The sequence below is a fragment of the Pseudomonas sp. XP1 genome, assembly GCF_053557675.1.
The window spans coordinates 127,754-148,019 of record NZ_JBNRIJ010000002.1; the positions used below are offsets into that span (position 1 = coordinate 127,754).

Sequence of the window (20,266 nt, forward strand, 5' to 3'; positions counted from 1 at the left end):
GCTCACTCCACGAACAGGCAGGCGGGTTGTTCGAGCAGGCCGCGCACGGCCTGGATGAACAGCGCGGCGTCCATGCCATCGACCACGCGGTGGTCGAACGAGCTGGACAGGTTCATCATCTTGCGCACGACGATCTGGCCATCGATCACCACAGGTCGCTCGACCATGCGGTTGACGCCGACGATCGCCACTTCCGGGGTGTTGACCACCGGCGTGCTGACGATGCCGCCCAGGGCGCCCAGGCTGGTCAGGGTGATGGTCGAACCGGACAGCTCGTCGCGGCTGGCCTTGTTGTTGCGGGCAGCGTTGGCCAGTCGCGAGATCTCGCCTGCGTTGCTCCACAGGCTGCCAGCTTCGGCATGGCGCAGCACCGGTACCATCAGGCCGTTGTCGCCCTGGGTGGCGATACCCACATGTACCGCGCCATGGCGGGTGATGACCTGGGCTTCGTCGTCATAGGTGGCGTTGATCTGCGGGAAATCGCGCAGTGCCACGACAAGGGCACGCACCAGGAACGGCAGCAGGGTCAGCTTGCCGCGGCTGTCGCCATGCTTGCTGTTGAGTTGCTGGCGCAGGGCTTCCAGGGCGGTGACGTCGATTTCTTCCACATAGCTGAAGTGCGCGACCCGGCGCTTGGCGTCCTGCATGCGCTGAGCGATCTTGCGGCGCAGGCCGATCACCGGCACCTGCTCGCTGTCGGTGCGCTTGGCATAGCCGCTCGGGGCTTGTCCGCCGGCGCTGTGCGGCTTGCTCATGAAGGCGTCGAGGTCTTCGTGCAGGATGCGCCCGGCCGGGCCGCTGCCATGCACGTAACGCAGTTCGATACCTGCATCCAGAGCACGCTTGCGCACCGCCGGCGAGGCCAGCGGCTTGTCGCCTGGCTGGCGTGGCACGATCGGGGCTGCCTCGTGGTTGACGGGCGTCTGGTACGCGGCCGGTCTTGCTTCCTTCTGCGGCTCTGGCTTGGCGGCTACCGGGGCATCGGGGGCCTCGACCTGTTCGCGCTTGGGCACATCCTTGGTGGGCACATCCACATGGTTGCCGCTGCCTTCCACTTCGATGCGGATCAGCTCGCTGCCGACCGCCATCACTTCACCTGGTTGCCCACCCAGTGCCAGCACCTTGCCGCTGACCGGCGAAGGGATTTCCACGGTGGCCTTGTCGGTCATGACGTCGGCGACTACCTGGTCTTCGGCGATCATGTCACCGACCTTGACGAACCACTCGACCAACTCGACCTGCGCGATGCCTTCGCCAATGTCCGGCATCTTGATGACGTGCGTGCCCATTCAGACCTCCATGACCTTTTTCAATGCCGCACCTACCCGCGAAGGCCCTGGGAAATAAGCCCATTCCTGTGCGTGTGGGTAGGGGGTGTCCCAGCCGGTGACGCGCTCGATCGGCGCCTCCAGGTGGTGGAAGCAGTGTTCCTGCACCAGCGACACCAGTTCGGCGCCGAAACCGCAGGTGCGGGTAGCCTCGTGTACCACCACGCAGCGGCCAGTCTTTTTCACAGACTCGACGATGGTGTCCAGGTCCAGCGGCCACAGGCTGCGCAGGTCGATCACCTCGGCGTCGACGCCGGTTTCTTCGGCGGCCACCTGGGCCACGTACACCGTGGTGCCGTAGGTCAGCACGGTCACGTCATTGCCGGGGCGGGTAATGGCCGCCTTGTCCAGCGGCACGCTGTAGTAGCCATCGGGCACGGCGCTTTGCGGGTGCTTCGACCACGGCGTGACAGGGCGGTCGTGGTGGCCGTCGAACGGGCCGTTGTACAGGCGCTTGGGTTCCAGGAAGATCACCGGGTCATCGCATTCGATCGAGGCGATCAGCAGGCCCTTGGCGTCATAGGGGTTGGACGGCATGACAGTCCGCAGGCCGCACACCTGGGTGAACATCGCTTCCGGGCTCTGGCTGTGTGTCTGGCCGCCATAGATCCCGCCACCGCAGGGCATGCGCAGGGTCAGCGGGGCGATGAATTCGCCGGCCGAACGGTAACGCAGGCGCGCCATCTCGGAAACGATCTGGTCGGAGGCCGGGTAGAAATAGTCGGCGAACTGGATTTCCACCACCGGGCGCAGGCCGTAGGCACCCATGCCCACGGCGGTGCCGACGATACCGCTCTCGGAGATCGGCGCGTCGAACACACGGGACTTGCCGTACTTGGTCTGCAGGCCTTCGGTGCAGCGGAACACGCCGCCGAAGTAGCCGACGTCCTGGCCGTAGATCACCACATTGTCGTCGCGCTCGAGCATGACATCCATGGCCGAGCGCAGGGCCTGGATCATGGTCATGGTAGTGGTGGCCATGGCGGTTTCCGGGTTGATGCTGTTGTTGTGGTCGTTCATCTCAAACCCCCAGTTCCTGGCGTTGACGGCGCAGGTGGTCGGGCATTTCCTTGTACACGTCCTCGAACATCGAGGCGGCACTCGGGATGTGACCATTGGCCAGGGTGCCGTACTGCTCGGCTTCTTTCTGCGCGGCGATCACCGCGGCTTCCAGCTCGGCAGTGGTGGCCTGGTGCTCTTCCTCGGACCAGTGGCCGATCTTGATCAGGTGCTGCTTCAGGCGGGCGATCGGGTCGCCGAGCGGGAAGTGGCTCCAGTCATCGGCCGGGCGGTACTTGGACGGGTCGTCCGAAGTGGAATGCGGGCCGGCACGGTAGGTGACCCATTCGATCAGGCTCGGGCCCAGGCCGCGACGGGCGCGTTCTGCGGCCCAGCGCGAAGCGGCGTACACGGCGACGAAGTCGTTGCCGTCAACCCGTAGCGAGGCAATGCCGCAACCCACGCCACGGCCGGCAAACGTGGTCGACTCGCCACCGGCGATGGCCTGGAAGGTGGAGATCGCCCACTGGTTGTTGACCACGTTGAGGATCACCGGGGCACGGTACACGTGGGCGAAGGTGAGGGCGGTGTGGAAGTCCGACTCGGCGGTTGCGCCGTCGCCGATCCACGCCGAGGCGATCTTGGTATCGCCCTTGATCGCCGAAGCCATGGCCCAGCCGACCGCCTGCACGAACTGGGTCGCCAGGTTGCCGCTGATGGTGAAGAAGCCGGCCTCGCGTACCGAATACATGATCGGCAGCTGGCGGCCCTTGAGCGGGTCGCGCTCGTTGGACAGCAGCTGGCAGATCATCTCGACCAGCGACACGTCGCGGGCCATCAGGATGCTTTGCTGGCGGTAGGTGGGGAAGCACATGTCGGTGCGGTTCAGGGCCAGGGCCTGGCCGCTGCCGATGGCCTCTTCACCCAGGCTCTGCATGTAGAAGGACATCTTCTTCTGGCGCTGGGCGACCACCATGCGGCTGTCGAAAATCCGCGTCTTGAGCATGGCGCGCATGCCCTGGCGGAGAACTTGCGGGTCGATGTCTTCGGCCCACGGGCCTTGCGCGTCGCCTTGCTCGTCGAGCACGCGGATCAGGCTGTAGGACAGGTCCGCAGTGTCGGCAGCGTCGACATCGACTGGCGGTTTACGGGCTTGACCTGCATCGTTCAGGCGCAGGTAGGAGAAATCGGTCTGGCAGCCTGGCCGGCCGGTAGGCTCGGGCACATGCAAACGCAGGGGGGCGTACTCGTTCATGCTTTTTACGCTCGCTCGGGTATTTGTTTTTGTGAGCTCTGAAGCGGCCGCCGCTGAGTACCGGCTTGTGACTGGTAGGTCAGCGTCCCCTACATCTTAGTGGGCCAGCAGGAGAATTTTTCTCTCAAGTTGATTGCCTTTGCCGAGCAGGGCAGATAAACATTCCGCATAAACACAAAAAACCGGTGATTTTGTCTCATGCGCAAACTCGATCGTACCGATATCGGCATTCTCAACAGCCTGCAGGAAAATGCCCGCATCACCAACGCCGAGCTGGCCCGCTCGGTGAACCTGTCCCCCACACCCTGCTTCAACCGAGTGCGGGCAATGGAGGAACTGGGGGTGATCCGCCAGCAGGTGACCTTGCTGTCGCCCGAAGCGCTGGGGCTGGATGTGAACGTGTTCATTCATGTGAGCCTGGAGAAGCAGGTGGAGCAGTCGCTGCACCGCTTCGAGGAAGAGATTGCCGAGCGGCCCGAGGTGATGGAGTGCTACCTGATGACCGGTGATCCGGACTACCTGTTGCGGGTGCTGCTGCCCAGCATCCAGGCGCTGGAACGGTTTCTCGATTACCTGACGCGGCTGCCAGGGGTGGCCAACATTCGGTCGAGCTTTGCCTTGAAGCAGGTGCGCTACAAGACGGCTTTGCCGTTGCCGGCCAATGGCATGACCTTGCGGGAATAGGTGTAGCCTGGCTGATGATTGGCGGTAGCAATGCCTCTTTGGTTCTGAGAGGCAGGGCACCTTCTGGCAGGGCCTTCGCAGGTGTGATGCTGGGTGTCAGGCTAGCCGGATGTTCTTCAGGTAGAACGTGAGTATTTGTCCCGGCGTTGCGCTTGCATTCAAAAAACTGTCAAAGGTAAGGGACAGGTCTGTGGATGCATCTTCAGGCCTTGTCGATGCAACACGATGGCCGTGTTTGTCACGCAGGTAGAACGGAATTTCTTCAGCGCTCCGCAGGTCGCCGTCCCAGTCATCGAATGAATCGATCTTCCAGTAGTCGCCAAGGCCTGCCAGTTGCGGCTTGAAGTTCGCCACGGCATCCGTGACTCTGCCTATGACGCCTGTTCCATACAAGCCGAGCCAGCCTCTCGGATTTTGCTCAAGCCTCGCGCCCGCGAATTTCCAGTGGTTGTTGCATGAGATGTAGTAGAGGTCTCGTCCCTTCTCCGATTTGATGTAGGTGAAATCAAACGCGATACGTACGATCTCGTCCCGCGCATGCTTATTTCGGTGATTATCGACGCACAACCAGCCATCCTCATCCAGCCATGTGAATGGGTGTTGCCCGATGGATGATTCTGCGACTACCACTCGGCCTGCATGGGTATGCAGTTCGGCGGTGAAATCAGCTTTGATCATGTAAACCTCCTGTCTCAATTGATCCCGGGATGGGTAGAGGCAAGCTAACCCTTCGGTTGTTGAACAATGAGATGGAAACGCTTGGAGCGCAGCTTGGGCCCATGAGGCAAGTGCATGATCACGACATGACCGACACTGGACGCGCCCTTGATACGCGATTTGTCAGGCAGGGGACTGCGCCGCAGCAATTTTGCTTTTATGCTTGGCTGCAACCCATCGCCACCTGACCCGGGAGCCGCAAGGGACCTATGCGAAATATATGGAAGCCGTTTCAGTCGTTGTATTTCGCCGCGCTGATGATGTTGATCGGCTCGGGCCTTCTCAGTACTTACCTGGCCCTGCGCCTGGCAGCTGATCATGTCGACAGCCTGTGGGTGGGTGCCTTGATGGCAGCCAACTACTTTGGCCTGGCGGTAGGCGGCAAGGTGGGCCACCGGCTGATTGGCCGGGTAGGCCACATTCGTGCCTATGCCACTTGCGCCGGCATCGTCGGCGCGGCTGTGCTCGGCCATGGCCTGACCAGCTGGTTGCCGGCCTGGGTCGGGCTGCGGATGATCGTCGGCCTGGGGATGATGTGTCAGTACATGGTCATCGAGAGCTGGCTGAACGAGCAGGCTGATGTGAAGCATCGCGGCGCGGTATTCAGCGGCTACATGATCGCCTCGTACCTGGGCCTGGTGCTTGGCCAGCTGATCCTGGTGGTGCACCCACAGCTTGGCCTGGAGTTGCTGATGCTGGTCGCCATGTGTTTCACCCTGTGCCTGGTACCGGTCGCGATGACCCGGCGCATTCACCCGGCGCCGTTGCGCCCGGCACCCATGGAGCCGAAGTTCTTCATCAAGCGCGTGCCGCAGTCGCTCAGCACGGTGCTGGGTTCGGGGCTGATCGTCGGCTCGTTCTATGGCCTGGCGCCTTTGTATGCCTCCAGCCAGGGCATGACTACTGAGCAGGTTGGTCTGTTCATGGGTAGCTGCATTTTTGCCGGCCTGTTGGTGCAGTGGCCGTTGGGCTGGTTGTCTGACCGCTACGATCGGGCCGTGCTGATCCGCAGCGTGGCGGTGGGGTTGGCGCTGGCCTCGGCGCCGCTGGCGATGTTGCCCAGCGTGCCGCTGGAGTTGCTGTTCGGCATAGGCTTCGTGATTTCGTTGCTGCAATTCTGCCTGTACCCGCTGGCTGTGGCGTTTTCCAACGACCATGTGGAAAGCGAACGGCGGGTGTCGCTGACCGCGATGCTGCTGGTGACCTACGGCGTGGGCGCGTGTATCGGGCCGCTGGCCGCAGGTGTGCTGATGAAGGTGCTGGGCCCGCAGATGCTGTATGCCTTCTTCGTGTTCTTTGCCCTGGTGCTGGTGTGGCGCATCCGGCCGAAGGCGGTTACCGGGCTGCATCAGGTGCAGGATGCACCTTTGGGCCACGTTGCCATGCCGGCTGCAGGTTCACCGTTGTCGGCGGCGCTGGACCCACGGGTGGATGAACAGACGGTACAGGAGGTGATGCAGGCGCCGGTGGCGGCGGAGGATACCGAGGCGGAAGAGAAGGCGGCTGACAAGGAGCCTGAGCCGGAAGGTGAGGTCAGCAAGCCGGTGTAGGTCTGTGCCGGCCTCTTAGCGGGTTTACCCGCGAAAGCGCCAGCATAGGAGAAACACAAAACCGCAGCGACTCACGCTGCGGTAAATCATCCGTTGTCAGGCGGCGCGGATGTCACGCAGCTTGAAACGTATCTTTCTGTCCTGAGCTCCTTTGTTCACGCTCACATAGTAGGCACGTGTATGGCTGGTGGTTGGTAATTTGCCGATGCCGGTCGGCGTGACGGACTCGTGTACGTAGGATTCTATCGACATCGCCTGGCCGTACCTGTCCAGTAGATGCAACTCCACGTTCTCCAACGTCTTCAAATCACCATCCCAGTCGGTCAGTGCCTGAATTTGCCAGCGCGGATCCACGCCACGGTGGTTGACGGCTGTAACATAATCTACAAGCCTGCCGACTACACCCAACCCGTACAGGCCCACCCACCCGTTAAGGCTTGTCTGGACCATTGCGCCGGTATAGGCCCAACCCTCTGCAGCGTGGATGTGATAGAACCTTTTCCCGTTACGTTCATCTTGCAAGGTGAACGTAAACCTCATGGGTGAATATTGTTTGTGTTTCCGGGGGCATAGCCAGCCGTCCTGACGTGGATTCAGGGTGGAGTCAACGACCCCGATGGTTCCTTGATCGTAAGCCAGTTCTGCGGTGAATTTGGTAGCTTTCATAAAACCTCATGCGCAAGAGGCACTCGATGGTGAGTGCGAGCCCGTACAATCAGTTCAGGGCTGTGCGCAAGGCAGTGGGAAGCTTGGCCATGGTGATAAAAGGCAGGAGGAAGAAGTGAAGTCCGGGGGAGGTAGGATGGACGTGCGAACGACGCCCATCCGCGACGGTATCAATAATCGTCCTTGTCGAACCGCCGCGCCTCACGCTGCAGCTGGTAAACAAAGCTCTCGACCTTGCGCTGCGCCTGCCCGTTGAGGTTGTGGAAGCGCACCCCGGCAAAGGTGGTGTTGATCCGCTCTTCATAGTGCAGGTGACGCAGCTCGACCATGGTGTCGACCAGGCCCAGCGGGTTACCCGCCTTGAATCGCTCGTACACCTGGCCCAGTTGCAGGCGATCTTCGACATTGCCTTCGAAGCGCAGCTTGCAGCCGGTGGCGGAGATGTCCAGCAGCTTGCCACGCAGGGCGCCGTTGCCCTTGAGGTGGGTACCATCAAGGATGATATCGACCAGCTGCGACAGCTTCAGCGCGGCACGGAAGGCGTTGCGGCGCTGGTGGTAGGTCATTTCCTGGGGCATGGCGCCGCGGTAGCAACGGTGGCCGTCGACTTCGCTGATCTTCAGCTCGTGGTTGCAGTCCCAGGCGATACGCACGCCATCGTGGAAGCCTTCGACGCGAAAGTGTTCGCCGTTCTCGATGAACTTCTCACCGTCGCGCGGGATCATCTCGTCCAGCGCCAAAGTGTTGCTTTCACGGTCCACGTGCACCACGTAGCTCTGGAAGCGCTGGCTGCGGTCGTGGAAGGTGATGATCAGAGGGTCATGGCTTTCCTGCAGCTGCCGCAAGTTGGCCGCAATCTCCAAAGGGGTGTTCAGCACCTTTGGCGGCTGCGGGGCATCGGATTCATTGAACACGGCTTATCGTTCTCCAGGCAAAAGCGACACACGCAATTAACGGCATTTTGCCAGTATGTTCCGTGCCTTGATAGAAAAAATCACACTTGGCTGAGCGCCCGTGGCTTGGTCAGCGGCGAGGTGCTGCCGCGGCTGTCGTAGAGCGAAGGGGCTTCGCCGCCCATGAGGATCCGGATCTGGTTGTTGGTGACGTGTTGCTGCACCTGGATGATCCGGCCATTGGTCTCGTTGAGCTGCTGGCAGGCTTGCATCAACTGGCTGATCACATCGAGTTGTTGCAGTAGCAGCTCACCGTTCGGCGATTGGGCCGCCACGGCTTCCACTCCGGCGCGATCAGGGCTCAGGCCAAGGCTGGCAAGCAGGTTGTTGCGCCGCAGGCCTTGCTGCTCCAGCAGCACGATCAAAGACTGCTTGCGGGCCAGGATGTTCTCCAGTGGCGCCATGTCGCGGCCATGCAGGGCGATCGCTTCTTTTTGCAGAAGCTCCAGCAGTTCCTGCATGGGGGCAATGTCATCTTCGATCAGTTGCAGCAAGGTGGTGTCGTGCATGGCTAACTCTTGGCTTTTCTAGCGTCCATGAAGTCAGCGCGCCGAACGGTCAGCGCTGGGCTTCGAAATCGAGCAGTTTGCTGGCGACCCGGCCGGCATCGACCTGGTAGCTGCCGTCGGCGATCGCCTGTTTCAACTGGGCCACACGGGCACTGTTGACCACCGGCTCGTCGCGCAGCTTGTCGCTGATCTTCTGCAACTGCTGGGCCTCTTGGCTGAGGTGTACCGCTTCTCCGCTGGCGCTGGTGGCGGTTGCCGCTTCCTGGCTGGCTGCCGGTTTTTCGGCGCTGCCGCTCGCGGTGTTGCCGCGCACGCCGCCCGTTACGGACGGAGAGTTATTCAAACGACTGAAGTCGATGACCATGATCAGAAACCTCTGGGTATTTGGACGCTTGCCTTGTTTTCGGCCAACCCGAAAGAAACTTTAGGCACAAATGCATAGCCGCCTGTCAGCAAGCTCGCGAACCCGTTTTCTGACACAGTTTAGGAAAAGCGGTTCCTCACCGCCAGCGCAAATCAATGGGCTGGCTACATACTTACCTCGACCTGGCCGGGGCCGGTCACCCTGGCCTTGATCACCCGTTTGGAATTGAGATTGCGCACCCGGATCTGTTCGCTCAGGCCGCCCTTGCTCAGGGCTTCTCCGGGCATGCGCACACTCAGGCTGCCACTGCGTGCGATGATCACCACGTGGTCGCCCTTGCGCACCACCTCGGCCTGTTCCAGATGTTGCGGGGTGAGTACCTGGTCGATCACCGTGGGGCGCAGCATCTTCATGCCCACCGCCTGTTCCAGTTCGGTCAAAAAGCCTTGGCCCAGGGTGCCGACATCGCGCTCGCGCAGGGCCACGTCGCCTTCGCCCACCACGTTGTCGCGCTTGAGCGGCCGGGTCACCACCACCACATCGCGGAACAGCCGCACGGTGGCCGGCACGAATACGGTCCATGGCGCAGTGCCTTCGCAGCGTACCTTTACCGTGACGCGGCCCAGCGGCTGGGCCGGGCTTTCCAGCGAGGCGTCCAGCTGCTGGCTGCACAGCGGCATGCGCAGGCGCGGGTCCAGTGGGTTGACCTGGATCTCGTAACGGCCGGCGGTCTGGGTGGTGGCCAGATAATCTTCGACGCTGAATTCAAGAAACCCTTGAGTGACACCGATAAGCTGTTCAGGCAAGGTAAACGCGTCCGCTACCGTGCGAGCGCCGGGCACCATCAGGCACAGCAGGGCCAGCGAGCCAGTCAGCAGGCGTGTCAATCGTCGGAAAAATGTCGTTTTCGTGTACATGGCGCTCAAAAAAGCAAAGCCCGTGCCGACTCGCTACCTGAGTTGCAACGAAAGGCTGAAACATAAAGGAGTCTGGCATGGCAGGTGTTATGGATTCGGTCAACCAGCGCACGCAGCTGGTGGGGCAGAATCGCCTGGAATTGCTGCTGTTCCGCCTCAATGGCGAGCAGCTTTACGGCATCAACGTATTCAAGGTCAGGGAGGTGCTGCAATGCCCTGCGCTGACCCTGCTGCCCAAGGCGCACCCGGTGGTGCGCGGTGTTGCCAATATTCGCGGGGCGACCATCCCGATCCTCGACCTGTCGATGGCCACCGGGTTGCGGCCGCTGCAGGAAGACACGCGCAACAGTTTCGTGATCATCACCGAGTACAACACCAAGACCCAGGGCTTCCTGGTGCACTCGGTGGAGCGCATCGTCAACATGAACTGGGAAGAAATCCATCCGCCACCCAAGGGCACCGGCCGTGACCACTACCTGACGGCGGTCACCCGGGTGGACAACCGCATGGTCGAGATCATCGATGTGGAGAAGGTGCTGGCCGAAGTGGCGCCGTCGTCCGAATCGGTGTCGGCCGGGGTGATCGATGCCGAGGTGCAGGACAAGGCCGTGCTGTTGCGGGTGCTCACCGTCGACGATTCGTCGGTGGCGCGCAAGCAGGTCAGCCGCTGCCTGCAGACCGTGGGGGTCGAGGTGGTAGCGCTCAACGACGGCCGTCAGGCCCTGAACTACCTGCGCCAGCTGGTGGATGAGGGCAAGAAGCCGGAAGAAGAGTTCCTGATGATGATCTCGGACATTGAAATGCCGGAAATGGACGGTTATACGCTGACGGCGGAGATCCGCAGCGATCCGCGCATGCAAAAATTGCACATCTGCCTGCATACTTCGCTTTCCGGGGTGTTCAACCAGGCGATGGTCAAGAAGGTCGGTGCCGATGACTTCCTGGCCAAGTTCAAGCCGGACGACCTGGCCCAGCGGGTAGTCGACCGGATCAAGGCAGCGCATTGAAGCAGCCGGGGGCAGGCCCCCGGCACCAGTGATTTAAAAGAGGCGGCAGTAGTGTCTACGGGTAATTTGGATTTCGAACAGTTCCGGGTCTTCCTGGAGAAAGCCTGTGGCATCCTGCTGGGCGAGAATAAGCAGTACCTGGTCTCCAGCCGTCTCAACAAGCTGATGGAGCAACAGGGCATCAAGAGTCTGGGCGAGCTGGTTCAGCGGATCCAGGCCCAGCCGCGCGGCGGCTTGCGTGAGCAGGTGGTCGATGCCATGACCACCAACGAGACCCTGTGGTTTCGCGATACCTATCCGTTCGAGGTACTGAAGAACAAGGTCATACCCGAGTTCATTCGCAACAACCCCGGCCAGCGCCTGCGCATGTGGTCGGCGGCCTGTTCGTCGGGGCAGGAGCCGTATTCCATCTCGATGGCCATCGACGAATTCGAGCGCAGCAACCTCGGCCAGTTGAAGATGGGCGCGCAGATCGTTGCCACCGACCTGTCCGGCACGATGTTGACCAACTGCAAGACCGGCGAGTACGACAGCCTGGCGATTGCCCGTGGCTTGTCCCAGGAGCGCCTGCAGCGCTACTTCGACACCAAGGGGGCGGGGCGCTGGGCAGTCAAGCCTGCGATTCGCAGCCGCGTCGAGTTCCGCTCGTTCAACCTGCTCGACAGCTATGCCAGCCTGGGCAAGTTCGATGTGGTGTTCTGCCGTAACGTGCTGATCTACTTCTCGGCGCAGGTGAAGAAGGACATCCTGTTGCGTATCCACAGTACCTTGAAGCCGGGCGGGTATCTGTTCCTCGGGGCTTCCGAGGCGCTGAACGGGCTGCCGGACCATTACCAGATGGTGCAGTGCAGCCCGGGAATCATCTACCAGGCGAAGTAAGCACAAAGGCCGGCAGCGAAAGTTGCCGGCCTTTTTGTTTGCCTGTGCCGGCCTCTTCGCGGGCATGCCCGCTCCCACAGGTACCGCGCCGACCTTGAAAGCTGTGCAGAACCTTGTGGGAGCGGGTTTGCCCGCGAAGAGGCCGGCACAGGAGAAATGCTGACGTCAATTTTTTGTTTTGCCGCTTTTGCCGCCCGGCAATTGCCGCTTTCGCCGCCCAAGGCGGAAGGCCTTTGCCGCTTTTCTGGCATCACTCTGGCAGCATCTCGCCCTGCAAGCCCGTATTTCCGGGGTTTCTGTTGGTTGGCACAGCACTTGCTATACCTTGCCCAACGATATTCCGGTCAACCTCCGAAGGTTTCCCCGACATGAGCATCAGTTTCGACAAGGCGCTTGGTATTCACGAAAAGGCCCTGGGCTTCCGCGCTCAGCGTGCCGAAGTGCTGGCCAACAACATCGCCAACGCCGACACGCCCAACTACAAGGCGCGCGACATGGACTTCGCCTCGGTGCTCGCTGCCGAAAGCGACAAGCAGCAAAGCGGCGGCCGTTTCAGCCTGGATCGTACCAACAGCCGCCATATCGAGGCCGAGGGCCTGGCCATGGCTGACGATACCCTCAAGTACCGCACGCCAACGCAGCCGTCGATCGACCAGAACACCGTGGACGCGCAGATCGAGCAATCGAACTACACCGAAAACGCCGTCGGCTTCCAGGCCAGCTTCACCTTGCTCAACAGTAAATTCAAAGGGCTGGTTTCGGCCCTGCGGGGAGAATGACCATGTCCCTTTCCAGTGTCTTCAATATTGCCGGTAGCGGCATGAGTGCGCAGAACACGCGCCTGAACACCGTTGCGTCCAACATCGCCAACGCCGAGACCGTTTCCTCGAGCATCGACCAGACCTACCGCGCCCGCCACCCGGTGTTCGCCACCACCTTCCAGGACGCGCAGGCCGGCGGCAGCCAGTCGCTGTTCGAAGACCAGGGCGAGGCAGGGCAGGGCGTGCAGGTAAAAGGCATCGTTGAGGACCAGAGCAACCTGGAGGCCCGTTACGAGCCCAACCACCCGGCGGCGAACAAGGATGGCTACGTCTACTACCCGAACGTCAACGTGGTTGAGGAGATGGCTGACATGATCTCCGCCAGCCGCGCGTTCCAGACCAATGCCGAGCTGATGAACACGGCCAAGGCCATGATGCAGAAGGTCCTGACCCTCGGTCAGTGATAAGGAAACCAGACCATGGCAATCGATACCAACGGTGTGAACCTCAACGACGTGCTGGCGGCGTCGGGTGTAGGTACCAGCACCAAGAAGACCACGGACACCGCATCCAAGACCGGCAACGACTCGCTCGGCAAGGACGCGTTCCTGCAATTGCTGGTCACCCAGATGCAGCACCAGAACCCGCTGGACCCACAGGACAACGGTGAATTCGTTGCCCAGTTGGCGCAGTTCAGCAGCCTGGAAGGCATTACCTCGCTGAACGAATCGGTCAACTCCATCACCAGCGCCATGGCCTCGTCCCAGGCCCTGCAGGCATCGTCGCTGGTCGGGCGTTCGGTGGTGGTGCAGAACGACAAGGCCGTGGTCGACACCGCAGAAAGCTTCAATGCGCAGTTCGTCGTACCACAAGCCATCGGTGAAGCGAAGATCACCATCAAGGACAAGGACGGCAATACCGTCAAGACCATCGAGCTGGGTGAACAGAAAGCCGGTTACGCCGACTTCATCTGGGACGGTACCAACAACAGTGGCGAAAAAGTCGACCCTGGTACCTACACCTTCACTGCCACCACCACGGTGGATGGCAAGTCGGTGCAGATGAACACGCTGTTGCCAGCCAAGGTGACCAGCGTCAGTTTCAGTGCCGCCGGCGAAATGGTGCTCAACCTCGCCGGTGTCGGCAAAGTGTCCCTCTCCGACGTGCAAACCATCGGTATCTAAGGCCCGCTAGAGCGGCAAAAGGAGCGAATTCATGTCTTTCAATATCGGCCTTAGCGGTCTGTACGCAGCAAACAAGCAACTGGATGTCACTGGCAACAACATCGCCAACGTCAACACCAACGGCTTCAAGTCGTCGCGTGCCGAGTTCGCCGATGTCTATGCAGGTTCCAACCGCCTGGGCGTGGGCAAGAACCAGGTAGGTAACGGCGTGCGCCTGGCAGCTGTTTCCCAGCAGTTCACCCAGGGTGACGTCAATACCACCGGCAACGTGCTGGACATGGGGATTCAGGGGCAGGGCTTCTTCGTGCTGTCTGATAACGGCTCGCGCGTGTACACCCGTGCGGGTGCTTTCCAGGCCAGCAAGGACAACTTCGTGGTTACCTCGGATGGCCTGCGCCTGCAGGGCTATGCCGCCGACTCGACTGGCAAGATCCAGAAGGGTGTGCTGACCGATCTGCAGATCGATACGTCGTCGCTGCAGCCAAAGGCAACGTCCCTGATCGACCAGGGCATCAACCTGAACTCTTCGGCCGCCGACATTCCGTTGGAAGTGGATGATGGTACTGGCGCGATGGTGCCGAACCTGCCGTTCGATCCTTCCGATCAGACGACTTACACCAAGTCTTTCCCGACCAAGGTGTACGACAGCCAGGGTAACGAGCACACCATGGAGCAGTTCTATCGCAAGACTGGCACCAATGAGTGGACCATGTACACCCTGGTCGATGGGCGCAACCCGTTTTCGCCATCCTCCACCGCGCCGCTGACTGGCACCATCAGCTTCAACAGCGATGGTTCGGTCAAGAGCATGACTGCGGACAATACCGGCCACCCGGCGGGCTCGTCGTTCACCGTGACCAACAACACCTTCACCATGACTGGCTGGGTGCCGGCGGTTGAAGATTCTGCGGGTAACTGGATCTCCAACGGCGCGGTGGGCAATGCCGATGGCATGCGCCTGGCGATGAACAGCACCACCTCCTACAACACCGAGACCGCGCGCATGTCGCAGTCCCAGGACGGCTACGCGACCGGTATCCTGTCGAGCCTGAGCATCGACTCGACGGGTGTGCTGTTCGCCAGCTTCAGCAACCAGCAATCCCGCGCCATTGGCCAGGTGGCCCTGGCCAGTTTCGCCAACGAGCAGGGCCTGCAGCAGATTGGTGGTACCCGCTGGACCGAAACCTACACGTCCGGTATCCCGGGCATCGATGCGCCGAAGACAGGTACCCTGGGCAGCGTCGAGTCCAACGCGCTGGAAGGCTCGAACGTGAACCTGACGCAGGAGCTGGTAGAGCTGATCAAGGCGCAGAGCAACTACCAGGCGAACGCCAAGACTATCTCCACTGAAAGCACCATCATGCAGACCGTCATCCAGATGGCCTGATGGTCGCTGGCTGAGTGCATGTGGGCGAACCCCTTTGTCATGAAGGGGTTCGTCGTCTTTGCCGGAGGGGTCATGAAAAGGCTGGTTGTCACATTGTTCGCTGCTTTTTGCCTGTACCAGGCCCAGGCCGGTACGGCGCCCTGGTGGCGCTGGGAAAGCCAGGTGGATGGGCGCCTGGTCTGCTCGCAATGGCCGCCGGGGGAGGGCTGGAAGAAATTCGCCGGGCCTTACAGCAATGGTGGTTGCCGCGAGCCTTGAATAAACCTGTACCGGCCTCTTCGCGGGTTCACCCGCGAAGAGGCCGGTACAGGTTTGCCGCCATCGGCAACCAAGCGCCGGATAACCGGCGTCCAACACACCGACTGCCCCCTCGAAAGCCCGTATCCACGGGCTTTTTCATGATTTCGCAAAGTTGGTTCGGAACTTGCTTTCTAGCTCGCATAGCAACGGCGAGCGGCAAACGACCGCCAGTGCAATGGAGGATGACTGTGGACAAGATGCTTTACGTGGCCATGACCGGTGCCAGCCAGAATGCGCTGGCGCAGAAGGCGCACGCCAACAACCTGGCGAACATTTCCACCAACGGTTTCCAGCGAGACCTGGAGCAGGCTCGCTCGATGCCGGTGTTCGGCGACAGCTTTCCGTCGCGCGCCTTTGCCATGACCGAGCGCCCGGCCACCGACTTCAGCGAAGGTCCTATGGTGGAAACCGGCCGCGATCTGGATGTGACGGTGACCGGCAAGGGCTTCATCGCCGTGCAGGCGCCCGATGGCAGTGAAGCCTACGTACGCACCGGCAGCCTGAACATCGATGCCCTCGGTGTGCTGCGTGCCGGCAACGGCATGCCGGTAATCGGCAACGGCGGCCCGATTGCGATTCCGCCAGAGCAGAAGGTCGAAGTCGGCGCCGATGGCACCATCAGCATCCGCTCCATGGGGGAAGACCCGCGAGTGATGGCCGAAGTCGACCGCATCAAGCTGGTCAACCCCGATACCAAAGGCCTGACCAAGGGCCTGGATGGCCTGATCCATACCCGCGACGGCCAACCGGCCGACGCCGACGTCAACGTACGGGTGGTGTCGGGCTTCCTGGAAGGCAGCAATGTCAACGCCGTGGAAGAAATGACTTCGGTACTGGCGCTGTCCCGTCAATTCGAACTGCACGTCAAGATGATGAACGCGGCCAAGGAAGGCGACGAAGCCATGGCGCGTGTTTTGCAAATCGGCTAATCACTTTTGAACGGGTGCCGTAAAACAGGCGCACGAGGAGAACTTACATGCTTCCGGCTCTTTGGGTCGCTAAAACCGGCCTGTCCGCCCAGGACACCAACCTGACGGTCATCTCCAACAACCTGGCCAACGTCTCGACCACCGGCTTCAAACGGGATCGCGCCGAGTTCCAGGACCTGCTGTACCAGATCAAACGCCAGCCAGGCGCGCAGTCCACCCAGGATAGCGAGCTGCCTTCCGGCCTGCAGGTCGGTACTGGTGTGCGCATTGTCGGCACCCAGAAGAACTTCCAGACCGGTAGCCTGCAGACCACGGAAAACCCGCTGGACATGGCGGTCAACGGTCGTGGCTTCTTCCAGGTATTGCAGCCGGACGGCACCGTTTCGTACACCCGTGACGGTACCTTCCACCTGAACTCCGACGGCCAGATCGTCACCGCCAACGGCTTTGCGCTGGAGCCTGCCATCGTCGTGCCGAACGACGCGCAGACCTTCACCGTCGGCCAGGACGGCACCGTGTCGATCACCACCGCCGGCAACCCGGCTGCGCAGGTGATCGGCAACATCCAGACCGCCGACTTCATCAACCCGGCCGGCCTGCAGGCGATTGGCGACAACCTGTTCCTCGAGACCGCCGCCAGTGGCGCGCCGCAAGTCGGCACCCCGGGCCTGAACGGTTTCGGCACCACCCTGCAGCAGACCCTGGAAAACTCCAACGTCAGCACCGTGGAAGAGCTGGTGAACATGATCACCACCCAGCGTGCCTACGAGATGAACTCCAAGGTCATTTCCACCGCTGACCAGATGCTGTCGTTCGTTACTCAACAGCTCTGAAGCAGGCAGCTCTAACCCCGTCACTCCGTTGCACCCGTGAGGTAAGCGTCATGAATCGTCTGTTGTCCGTTTTCGCCCTGGGGGGGGCGGTGTTGCTGGCAGGTTGCGTCGCGCCGACGCCCAAGCCCAACGACCCGTACTACGCGCCGGTACTGCCGCGCACCCCGTTGCCGGCAGCGGCCAACAACGGTTCGATCTACCAGGCCGGCTTCGAGCAGAACCTGTACAGCGACCGCAAGGCTTTCCGGGTGGGTGACATCATCACCATCACCCTCAACGAGCGCACATCGGCCAGCAAGAACGCCGGCTCGCAGATCCAGAAAAACAGCAACGCCAACATCGGCCTGACATCGTTGTTCGGCACCACGCCGAACACCAACAACCCGTTCGGCAGTGGTGACCTGTCGCTGGAGGCCGGCTACAGCGGCGAGCGCGCCACCAAGGGTGACAGCAAGGCCACTCAGGGCAACACCCTGACCGGTTCGATCACCGTGACCGTGGCCGAAGTGCTGCCCAACGGCATCATCGCCGTGCGCGGCGAGAAGTGGCTGACCCTGAACACCGGTGAAGAGCTGGTGCGCATTGCCGGCATGATCCGCGCCGATGACATCGCCACCGACAACACCGTGCCGTCCACCCGTGTGGCCGATGCGCGCATTACCTATTCCGGTACCGGCTCGTTCGCCGATGCCAGCCAGCCCGGGTGGCTGGACCGCTTCTTCATCAGCCCGCTTTGGCCTTTCTGAGTACGGATGACCATGTTCAACGTGAGGCAGCTGATTGCCGCAACCCTGCTCCTGTCCTGTGCCTTTGGCGCCCAGGCCGAGCGCCTGAAGGACATCGCCAGCATTTCTGGCGTGCGCTCCAACCAGCTGATCGGCTACGGCCTGGTGGTGGGGCTCAACGGCACGGGTGACCAGACCACCCAGACGCCGTTCACCCTGCAGACCTTCAACAACATGCTGTCGCAGTTCGGCATCAAGGTGCCGGCCGGCTCCGGCAACGTGCAGCTGAAGAACGTTGCTGCAGTGTCGGTGCATGCCGACCTGCCGGCGTTCGCCAAGCCAGGCCAGGTGGTGGACATTACCGTGTCCTCGATCGGTAACTCCAAGAGCCTGCGCGGCGGCAGCCTGCTGATGACCCCGCTCAAGGGTATCGATGGCAACGTCTATGCCGTGGCCCAGGGCAACCTGGTGGTGGGTGGCTTCGATGCCGAGGGCCGTGACGGTTCGAAGATCACCGTCAACGTTCCGTCGGCCGGTCGTATCCCTGGCGGTGCTACCGTCGAGCGTGCAGTGCCGAGCGGCTTCAACCAGGGCAACAGCCTGACCCTGAACCTCAATCGCCCCGACTTCACCACCGCCAAGCGCATTGTCGACAAGGTCAACGACCTGCTCGGCCCGGGCGTGGCCCAGGCCGTGGACGGCGGTTCGGTGCGTGTCACTGCGCCGATGGACCCGAGCCAGCGCGTGGACTACCTGTCGATCCTCGAGAACCTCGAGATCGACCCTGGCCAGGCAGTCGCCAAGGTCATCATCAACTCGCGCACCGGCACCATCGTCATTGGGCAGAACGTCAAGGTGTCGCCGGCCGCAGTGACCCACGGCAGCCTGACCGTGACCATTACCGAAGACCCGATCGTCAGCCAGCCGGGGCCGTTCTCCAATGGCCAGACCGCCGTTGTGCCGCGCTCGCGGGTCAACGCCGAGCAGGAAGCCAAGCCGATGTTCAAGTTCGGCCCGGGCACCACGCTGGATGAAATCGTCCGCGCGGTGAACCAGGTGGGCGCAGCGCCCAGCGACCTGATGGCCATCCTCGAAGCCCTGAAACAGGCCGGCGCCTTGCAGGCCGACCTGATCGTGATCTGAGGACGGCGCGCATGAACAGCAAAAGCCTGGTTTCTGGCAGTGCCGACAGCGGCGCCTACACCGACCTCAATCGCCTGAGCTCGCTCAAGCATGGCGACCGCGACAGCGATGCCAACGTGCGCAAGGTGGCCCAGGAGTTCGAGTCGCTGTTCATCAGCGAAATGCTCAAGGCCTCGCGCAAGGCTAGCGACGTGCTGGCCGACGACAACCCGATGAACACCGAAACGGTGAAGCAGTACCGCGACATGTACGACCAGCAGTTGGCCGTGAGCATGTCCCGCGAAGGTGGCGGCATCGGGCTGCAGGACGTACTGGTGCGCCAGCTGTCGAAGAACAAGGGCACGCCGGCCAACACCAGCCCGTTTCCGCGTATCGAGGGCAATGCACCGACGTTGTGGGGCAACAAGGTGGCCGAGCCCGTGCATGCCGTGCAGTCGACTGCCACCCGCAACGACGTCGCCGCGCTCAATTCACGACGCCTGGCGCTGCCGAGCAAGCTCACCGACCGCCTGATGGCCGGCATCGTGCCGTCGGCGGCCAGCACCAATACCGCAGCCGTGCCGGCCCGTGACGGCCAGCAAGTGGCCAAGGCCTTCGCCGTGCCGGATAACGGCTTGCGCATCCTCGGGCGCGCCGTGGCCCAGCCACCGCTGGCACCGAAAAAGGCCTTTGCCGACAGCGACGAATTCGTCGCCACCATGCTGCCGATGGCCGAGCAGGCAGCCAAGCGCATCGGTATCGACCCACGCTACCTGGTTGCGCAGGCCGCCCTGGAAACCGGCTGGGGCAAGTCGGTCATGCGCAACACCGATGGCAGCAGCAGCCACAACCTGTTCGGCATCAAGGCAACCGGCAACTGGGAGGGTGGCGAGGCGCGTGCGATCACCAGCGAGTTCCGCGATGGCCAGTTCGTCAAGGAGACAGCGGCGTTCCGCTCCTACGATTCCTACCAGGACAGCTTCCACGACCTGGTCAGCCTGCTGCAGAACAATTCGCGCTATCAAGATGCGGTGAAGGCCGCCGATAAACCAGAGCAGTTCGTGCAAGAGTTGCAAAAGGCCGGGTACGCCACCGACCCGAATTACGCCAGCAAGATCTCGCAGATCGCAAGACAGATGAAGTCGTACGAGCACTACGCAATGCTCGGTACCGCAACGAAACTTTAAGGGCATGGAA

At 61.7% G+C, this 20,266-nt stretch carries 23 protein-coding genes; 14 read left to right on the forward strand and 9 right to left on the reverse strand.

The features are described from left to right. Positions 1 to 2: 2 nt before the first annotated feature. Genes ACK1U9_RS02905 through ACK1U9_RS02915 form a run of 3 tightly spaced genes read right to left on the reverse strand, consistent with a single transcriptional unit; the run spans position 3 to position 3,582 of the window. Entirely contained in the window at positions 3 to 1,289 is a 1,287-nt protein-coding gene (locus ACK1U9_RS02905; RefSeq protein ID WP_046614615.1) for a dihydrolipoamide acetyltransferase family protein, read from the reverse strand. Beyond that, positions 1,290 to 2,348 carry an alpha-ketoacid dehydrogenase subunit beta gene (locus ACK1U9_RS02910; protein ID WP_108481249.1) on the reverse strand — a complete coding sequence of 353 codons (1,059 nt, stop codon included), beginning with the start codon at positions 2,346 to 2,348 and terminating at the stop codon, positions 1,290 to 1,292. 1 nt (position 2,349) lies between these two features. Next, a complete protein-coding gene (locus ACK1U9_RS02915; protein WP_013973636.1) occupies positions 2,350 to 3,582 on the reverse strand; it encodes a 3-methyl-2-oxobutanoate dehydrogenase (2-methylpropanoyl-transferring) subunit alpha in 1,233 nt (410 codons plus the stop codon). Positions 3,583 to 3,780: 198 nt separating this feature from the next. On the opposite strand from ACK1U9_RS02915, the gene bkdR reads away from it, so the two are divergent. Further along, the gene (gene bkdR, locus ACK1U9_RS02920) at positions 3,781 to 4,266 is read left to right on the forward strand and encodes a Bkd operon transcriptional regulator BkdR (RefSeq protein ID WP_012273540.1); all 486 of its coding nucleotides are present in this window, start codon (positions 3,781 to 3,783) and stop codon (positions 4,264 to 4,266) included. 96 nt (positions 4,267 to 4,362) lie between these two features. Here the strand turns inward: bkdR and ACK1U9_RS02925 are convergent, their stop codons facing one another. Beyond that, on the reverse strand, positions 4,363 to 4,944 hold the full coding sequence (locus ACK1U9_RS02925; RefSeq protein WP_108481248.1) for a hypothetical protein: 582 nt from the start codon (positions 4,942 to 4,944) through the stop codon (positions 4,363 to 4,365). A gap of 248 nt (positions 4,945 to 5,192) precedes the next feature. Here ACK1U9_RS02925 and ACK1U9_RS02930 point away from each other — a divergent pair, with 248 nt between their 5' ends. Next, positions 5,193 to 6,533 carry an MFS transporter gene (locus ACK1U9_RS02930; protein ID WP_108481246.1) on the forward strand — a complete coding sequence of 447 codons (1,341 nt, stop codon included), beginning with the start codon at positions 5,193 to 5,195 and terminating at the stop codon, positions 6,531 to 6,533. A gap of 96 nt (positions 6,534 to 6,629) precedes the next feature. On the opposite strand, the gene ACK1U9_RS02935 is transcribed toward ACK1U9_RS02930, so the two are convergent. The 5 genes from ACK1U9_RS02935 to flgA all read right to left on the reverse strand — a co-directional run bounded on the left by ACK1U9_RS02935 (position 6,630) and on the right by flgA (position 9,942). Further along, complete coding sequence (locus ACK1U9_RS02935; protein WP_108481245.1) at positions 6,630 to 7,199, reverse strand: hypothetical protein; 570 nt, start codon at positions 7,197 to 7,199, stop codon at positions 6,630 to 6,632. A 170-nt stretch (positions 7,200 to 7,369) separates the two neighbouring features. Further along, the gene (locus ACK1U9_RS02940; protein ID WP_046614612.1) at positions 7,370 to 8,113 is read right to left on the reverse strand and encodes a flagellar brake protein; all 744 of its coding nucleotides are present in this window, start codon (positions 8,111 to 8,113) and stop codon (positions 7,370 to 7,372) included. A gap of 80 nt (positions 8,114 to 8,193) precedes the next feature. After that, positions 8,194 to 8,661: a flagella synthesis protein FlgN gene (locus ACK1U9_RS02945; RefSeq protein ID WP_108481244.1), complete on the reverse strand. Its 468-nt coding sequence runs from the start codon at positions 8,659 to 8,661 to the stop codon at positions 8,194 to 8,196. 49 nt (positions 8,662 to 8,710) lie between these two features. Further along, the gene (flgM, locus tag ACK1U9_RS02950) at positions 8,711 to 9,025 is read right to left on the reverse strand and encodes a flagellar biosynthesis anti-sigma factor FlgM (protein ID WP_015271247.1); all 315 of its coding nucleotides are present in this window, start codon (positions 9,023 to 9,025) and stop codon (positions 8,711 to 8,713) included. Between the two features lie 164 nt (positions 9,026 to 9,189). Next, a complete protein-coding gene (gene flgA / locus ACK1U9_RS02955) occupies positions 9,190 to 9,942 on the reverse strand; it encodes a flagellar basal body P-ring formation chaperone FlgA (RefSeq protein WP_108481242.1) in 753 nt (250 codons plus the stop codon). Between the two features lie 77 nt (positions 9,943 to 10,019). Between flgA and ACK1U9_RS02960 the strand changes: the two genes are divergently transcribed. The 12 genes from ACK1U9_RS02960 to flgJ all read left to right on the forward strand — a co-directional run bounded on the left by ACK1U9_RS02960 (position 10,020) and on the right by flgJ (position 20,256). Beyond that, positions 10,020 to 10,949: a chemotaxis protein CheV gene (locus ACK1U9_RS02960; RefSeq protein WP_013973629.1), complete on the forward strand. Its 930-nt coding sequence runs from the start codon at positions 10,020 to 10,022 to the stop codon at positions 10,947 to 10,949. Between the two features lie 51 nt (positions 10,950 to 11,000). Further along, entirely contained in the window at positions 11,001 to 11,828 is an 828-nt protein-coding gene (gene cheR, locus ACK1U9_RS02965; protein WP_046614609.1) for a protein-glutamate O-methyltransferase CheR, read from the forward strand. 368 nt (positions 11,829 to 12,196) lie between these two features. Continuing rightward, complete coding sequence (gene flgB, locus ACK1U9_RS02970) at positions 12,197 to 12,607, forward strand: flagellar basal body rod protein FlgB (protein ID WP_015271243.1); 411 nt, start codon at positions 12,197 to 12,199, stop codon at positions 12,605 to 12,607. Positions 12,608 to 12,609: 2 nt separating this feature from the next. Continuing rightward, a complete protein-coding gene (gene flgC / locus ACK1U9_RS02975; protein ID WP_003257260.1) occupies positions 12,610 to 13,053 on the forward strand; it encodes a flagellar basal body rod protein FlgC in 444 nt (147 codons plus the stop codon). A 15-nt stretch (positions 13,054 to 13,068) separates the two neighbouring features. After that, complete coding sequence (flgD, locus tag ACK1U9_RS02980; protein ID WP_085601608.1) at positions 13,069 to 13,773, forward strand: flagellar hook assembly protein FlgD; 705 nt, start codon at positions 13,069 to 13,071, stop codon at positions 13,771 to 13,773. Positions 13,774 to 13,804: 31 nt separating this feature from the next. Beyond that, complete coding sequence (flgE, locus tag ACK1U9_RS02985; RefSeq protein WP_046614607.1) at positions 13,805 to 15,160, forward strand: flagellar hook protein FlgE; 1,356 nt, start codon at positions 13,805 to 13,807, stop codon at positions 15,158 to 15,160. A gap of 72 nt (positions 15,161 to 15,232) precedes the next feature. Continuing rightward, entirely contained in the window at positions 15,233 to 15,418 is a 186-nt protein-coding gene (locus tag ACK1U9_RS02990) for a hypothetical protein (RefSeq protein WP_108480459.1), read from the forward strand. Between the two features lie 230 nt (positions 15,419 to 15,648). Beyond that, positions 15,649 to 16,389: a flagellar basal body rod protein FlgF gene (locus tag ACK1U9_RS02995; RefSeq protein ID WP_015271240.1), complete on the forward strand. Its 741-nt coding sequence runs from the start codon at positions 15,649 to 15,651 to the stop codon at positions 16,387 to 16,389. Positions 16,390 to 16,436: 47 nt separating this feature from the next. Then, a complete protein-coding gene (gene flgG, locus ACK1U9_RS03000; RefSeq protein ID WP_015271239.1) occupies positions 16,437 to 17,222 on the forward strand; it encodes a flagellar basal-body rod protein FlgG in 786 nt (261 codons plus the stop codon). A 50-nt stretch (positions 17,223 to 17,272) separates the two neighbouring features. Continuing rightward, positions 17,273 to 17,968: a flagellar basal body L-ring protein FlgH gene (gene flgH / locus ACK1U9_RS03005; protein ID WP_015271238.1), complete on the forward strand. Its 696-nt coding sequence runs from the start codon at positions 17,273 to 17,275 to the stop codon at positions 17,966 to 17,968. Positions 17,969 to 17,980: 12 nt separating this feature from the next. Continuing rightward, complete coding sequence (locus ACK1U9_RS03010; RefSeq protein WP_015271237.1) at positions 17,981 to 19,090, forward strand: flagellar basal body P-ring protein FlgI; 1,110 nt, start codon at positions 17,981 to 17,983, stop codon at positions 19,088 to 19,090. Positions 19,091 to 19,101: 11 nt separating this feature from the next. After that, positions 19,102 to 20,256 (forward strand): flagellar assembly peptidoglycan hydrolase FlgJ, encoded by a 1,155-nt coding sequence (gene flgJ, locus ACK1U9_RS03015; RefSeq protein WP_046614605.1) that lies wholly within the window; start codon positions 19,102 to 19,104, stop codon positions 20,254 to 20,256. The last annotated feature ends 10 nt before the right edge of the window (positions 20,257 to 20,266 follow it).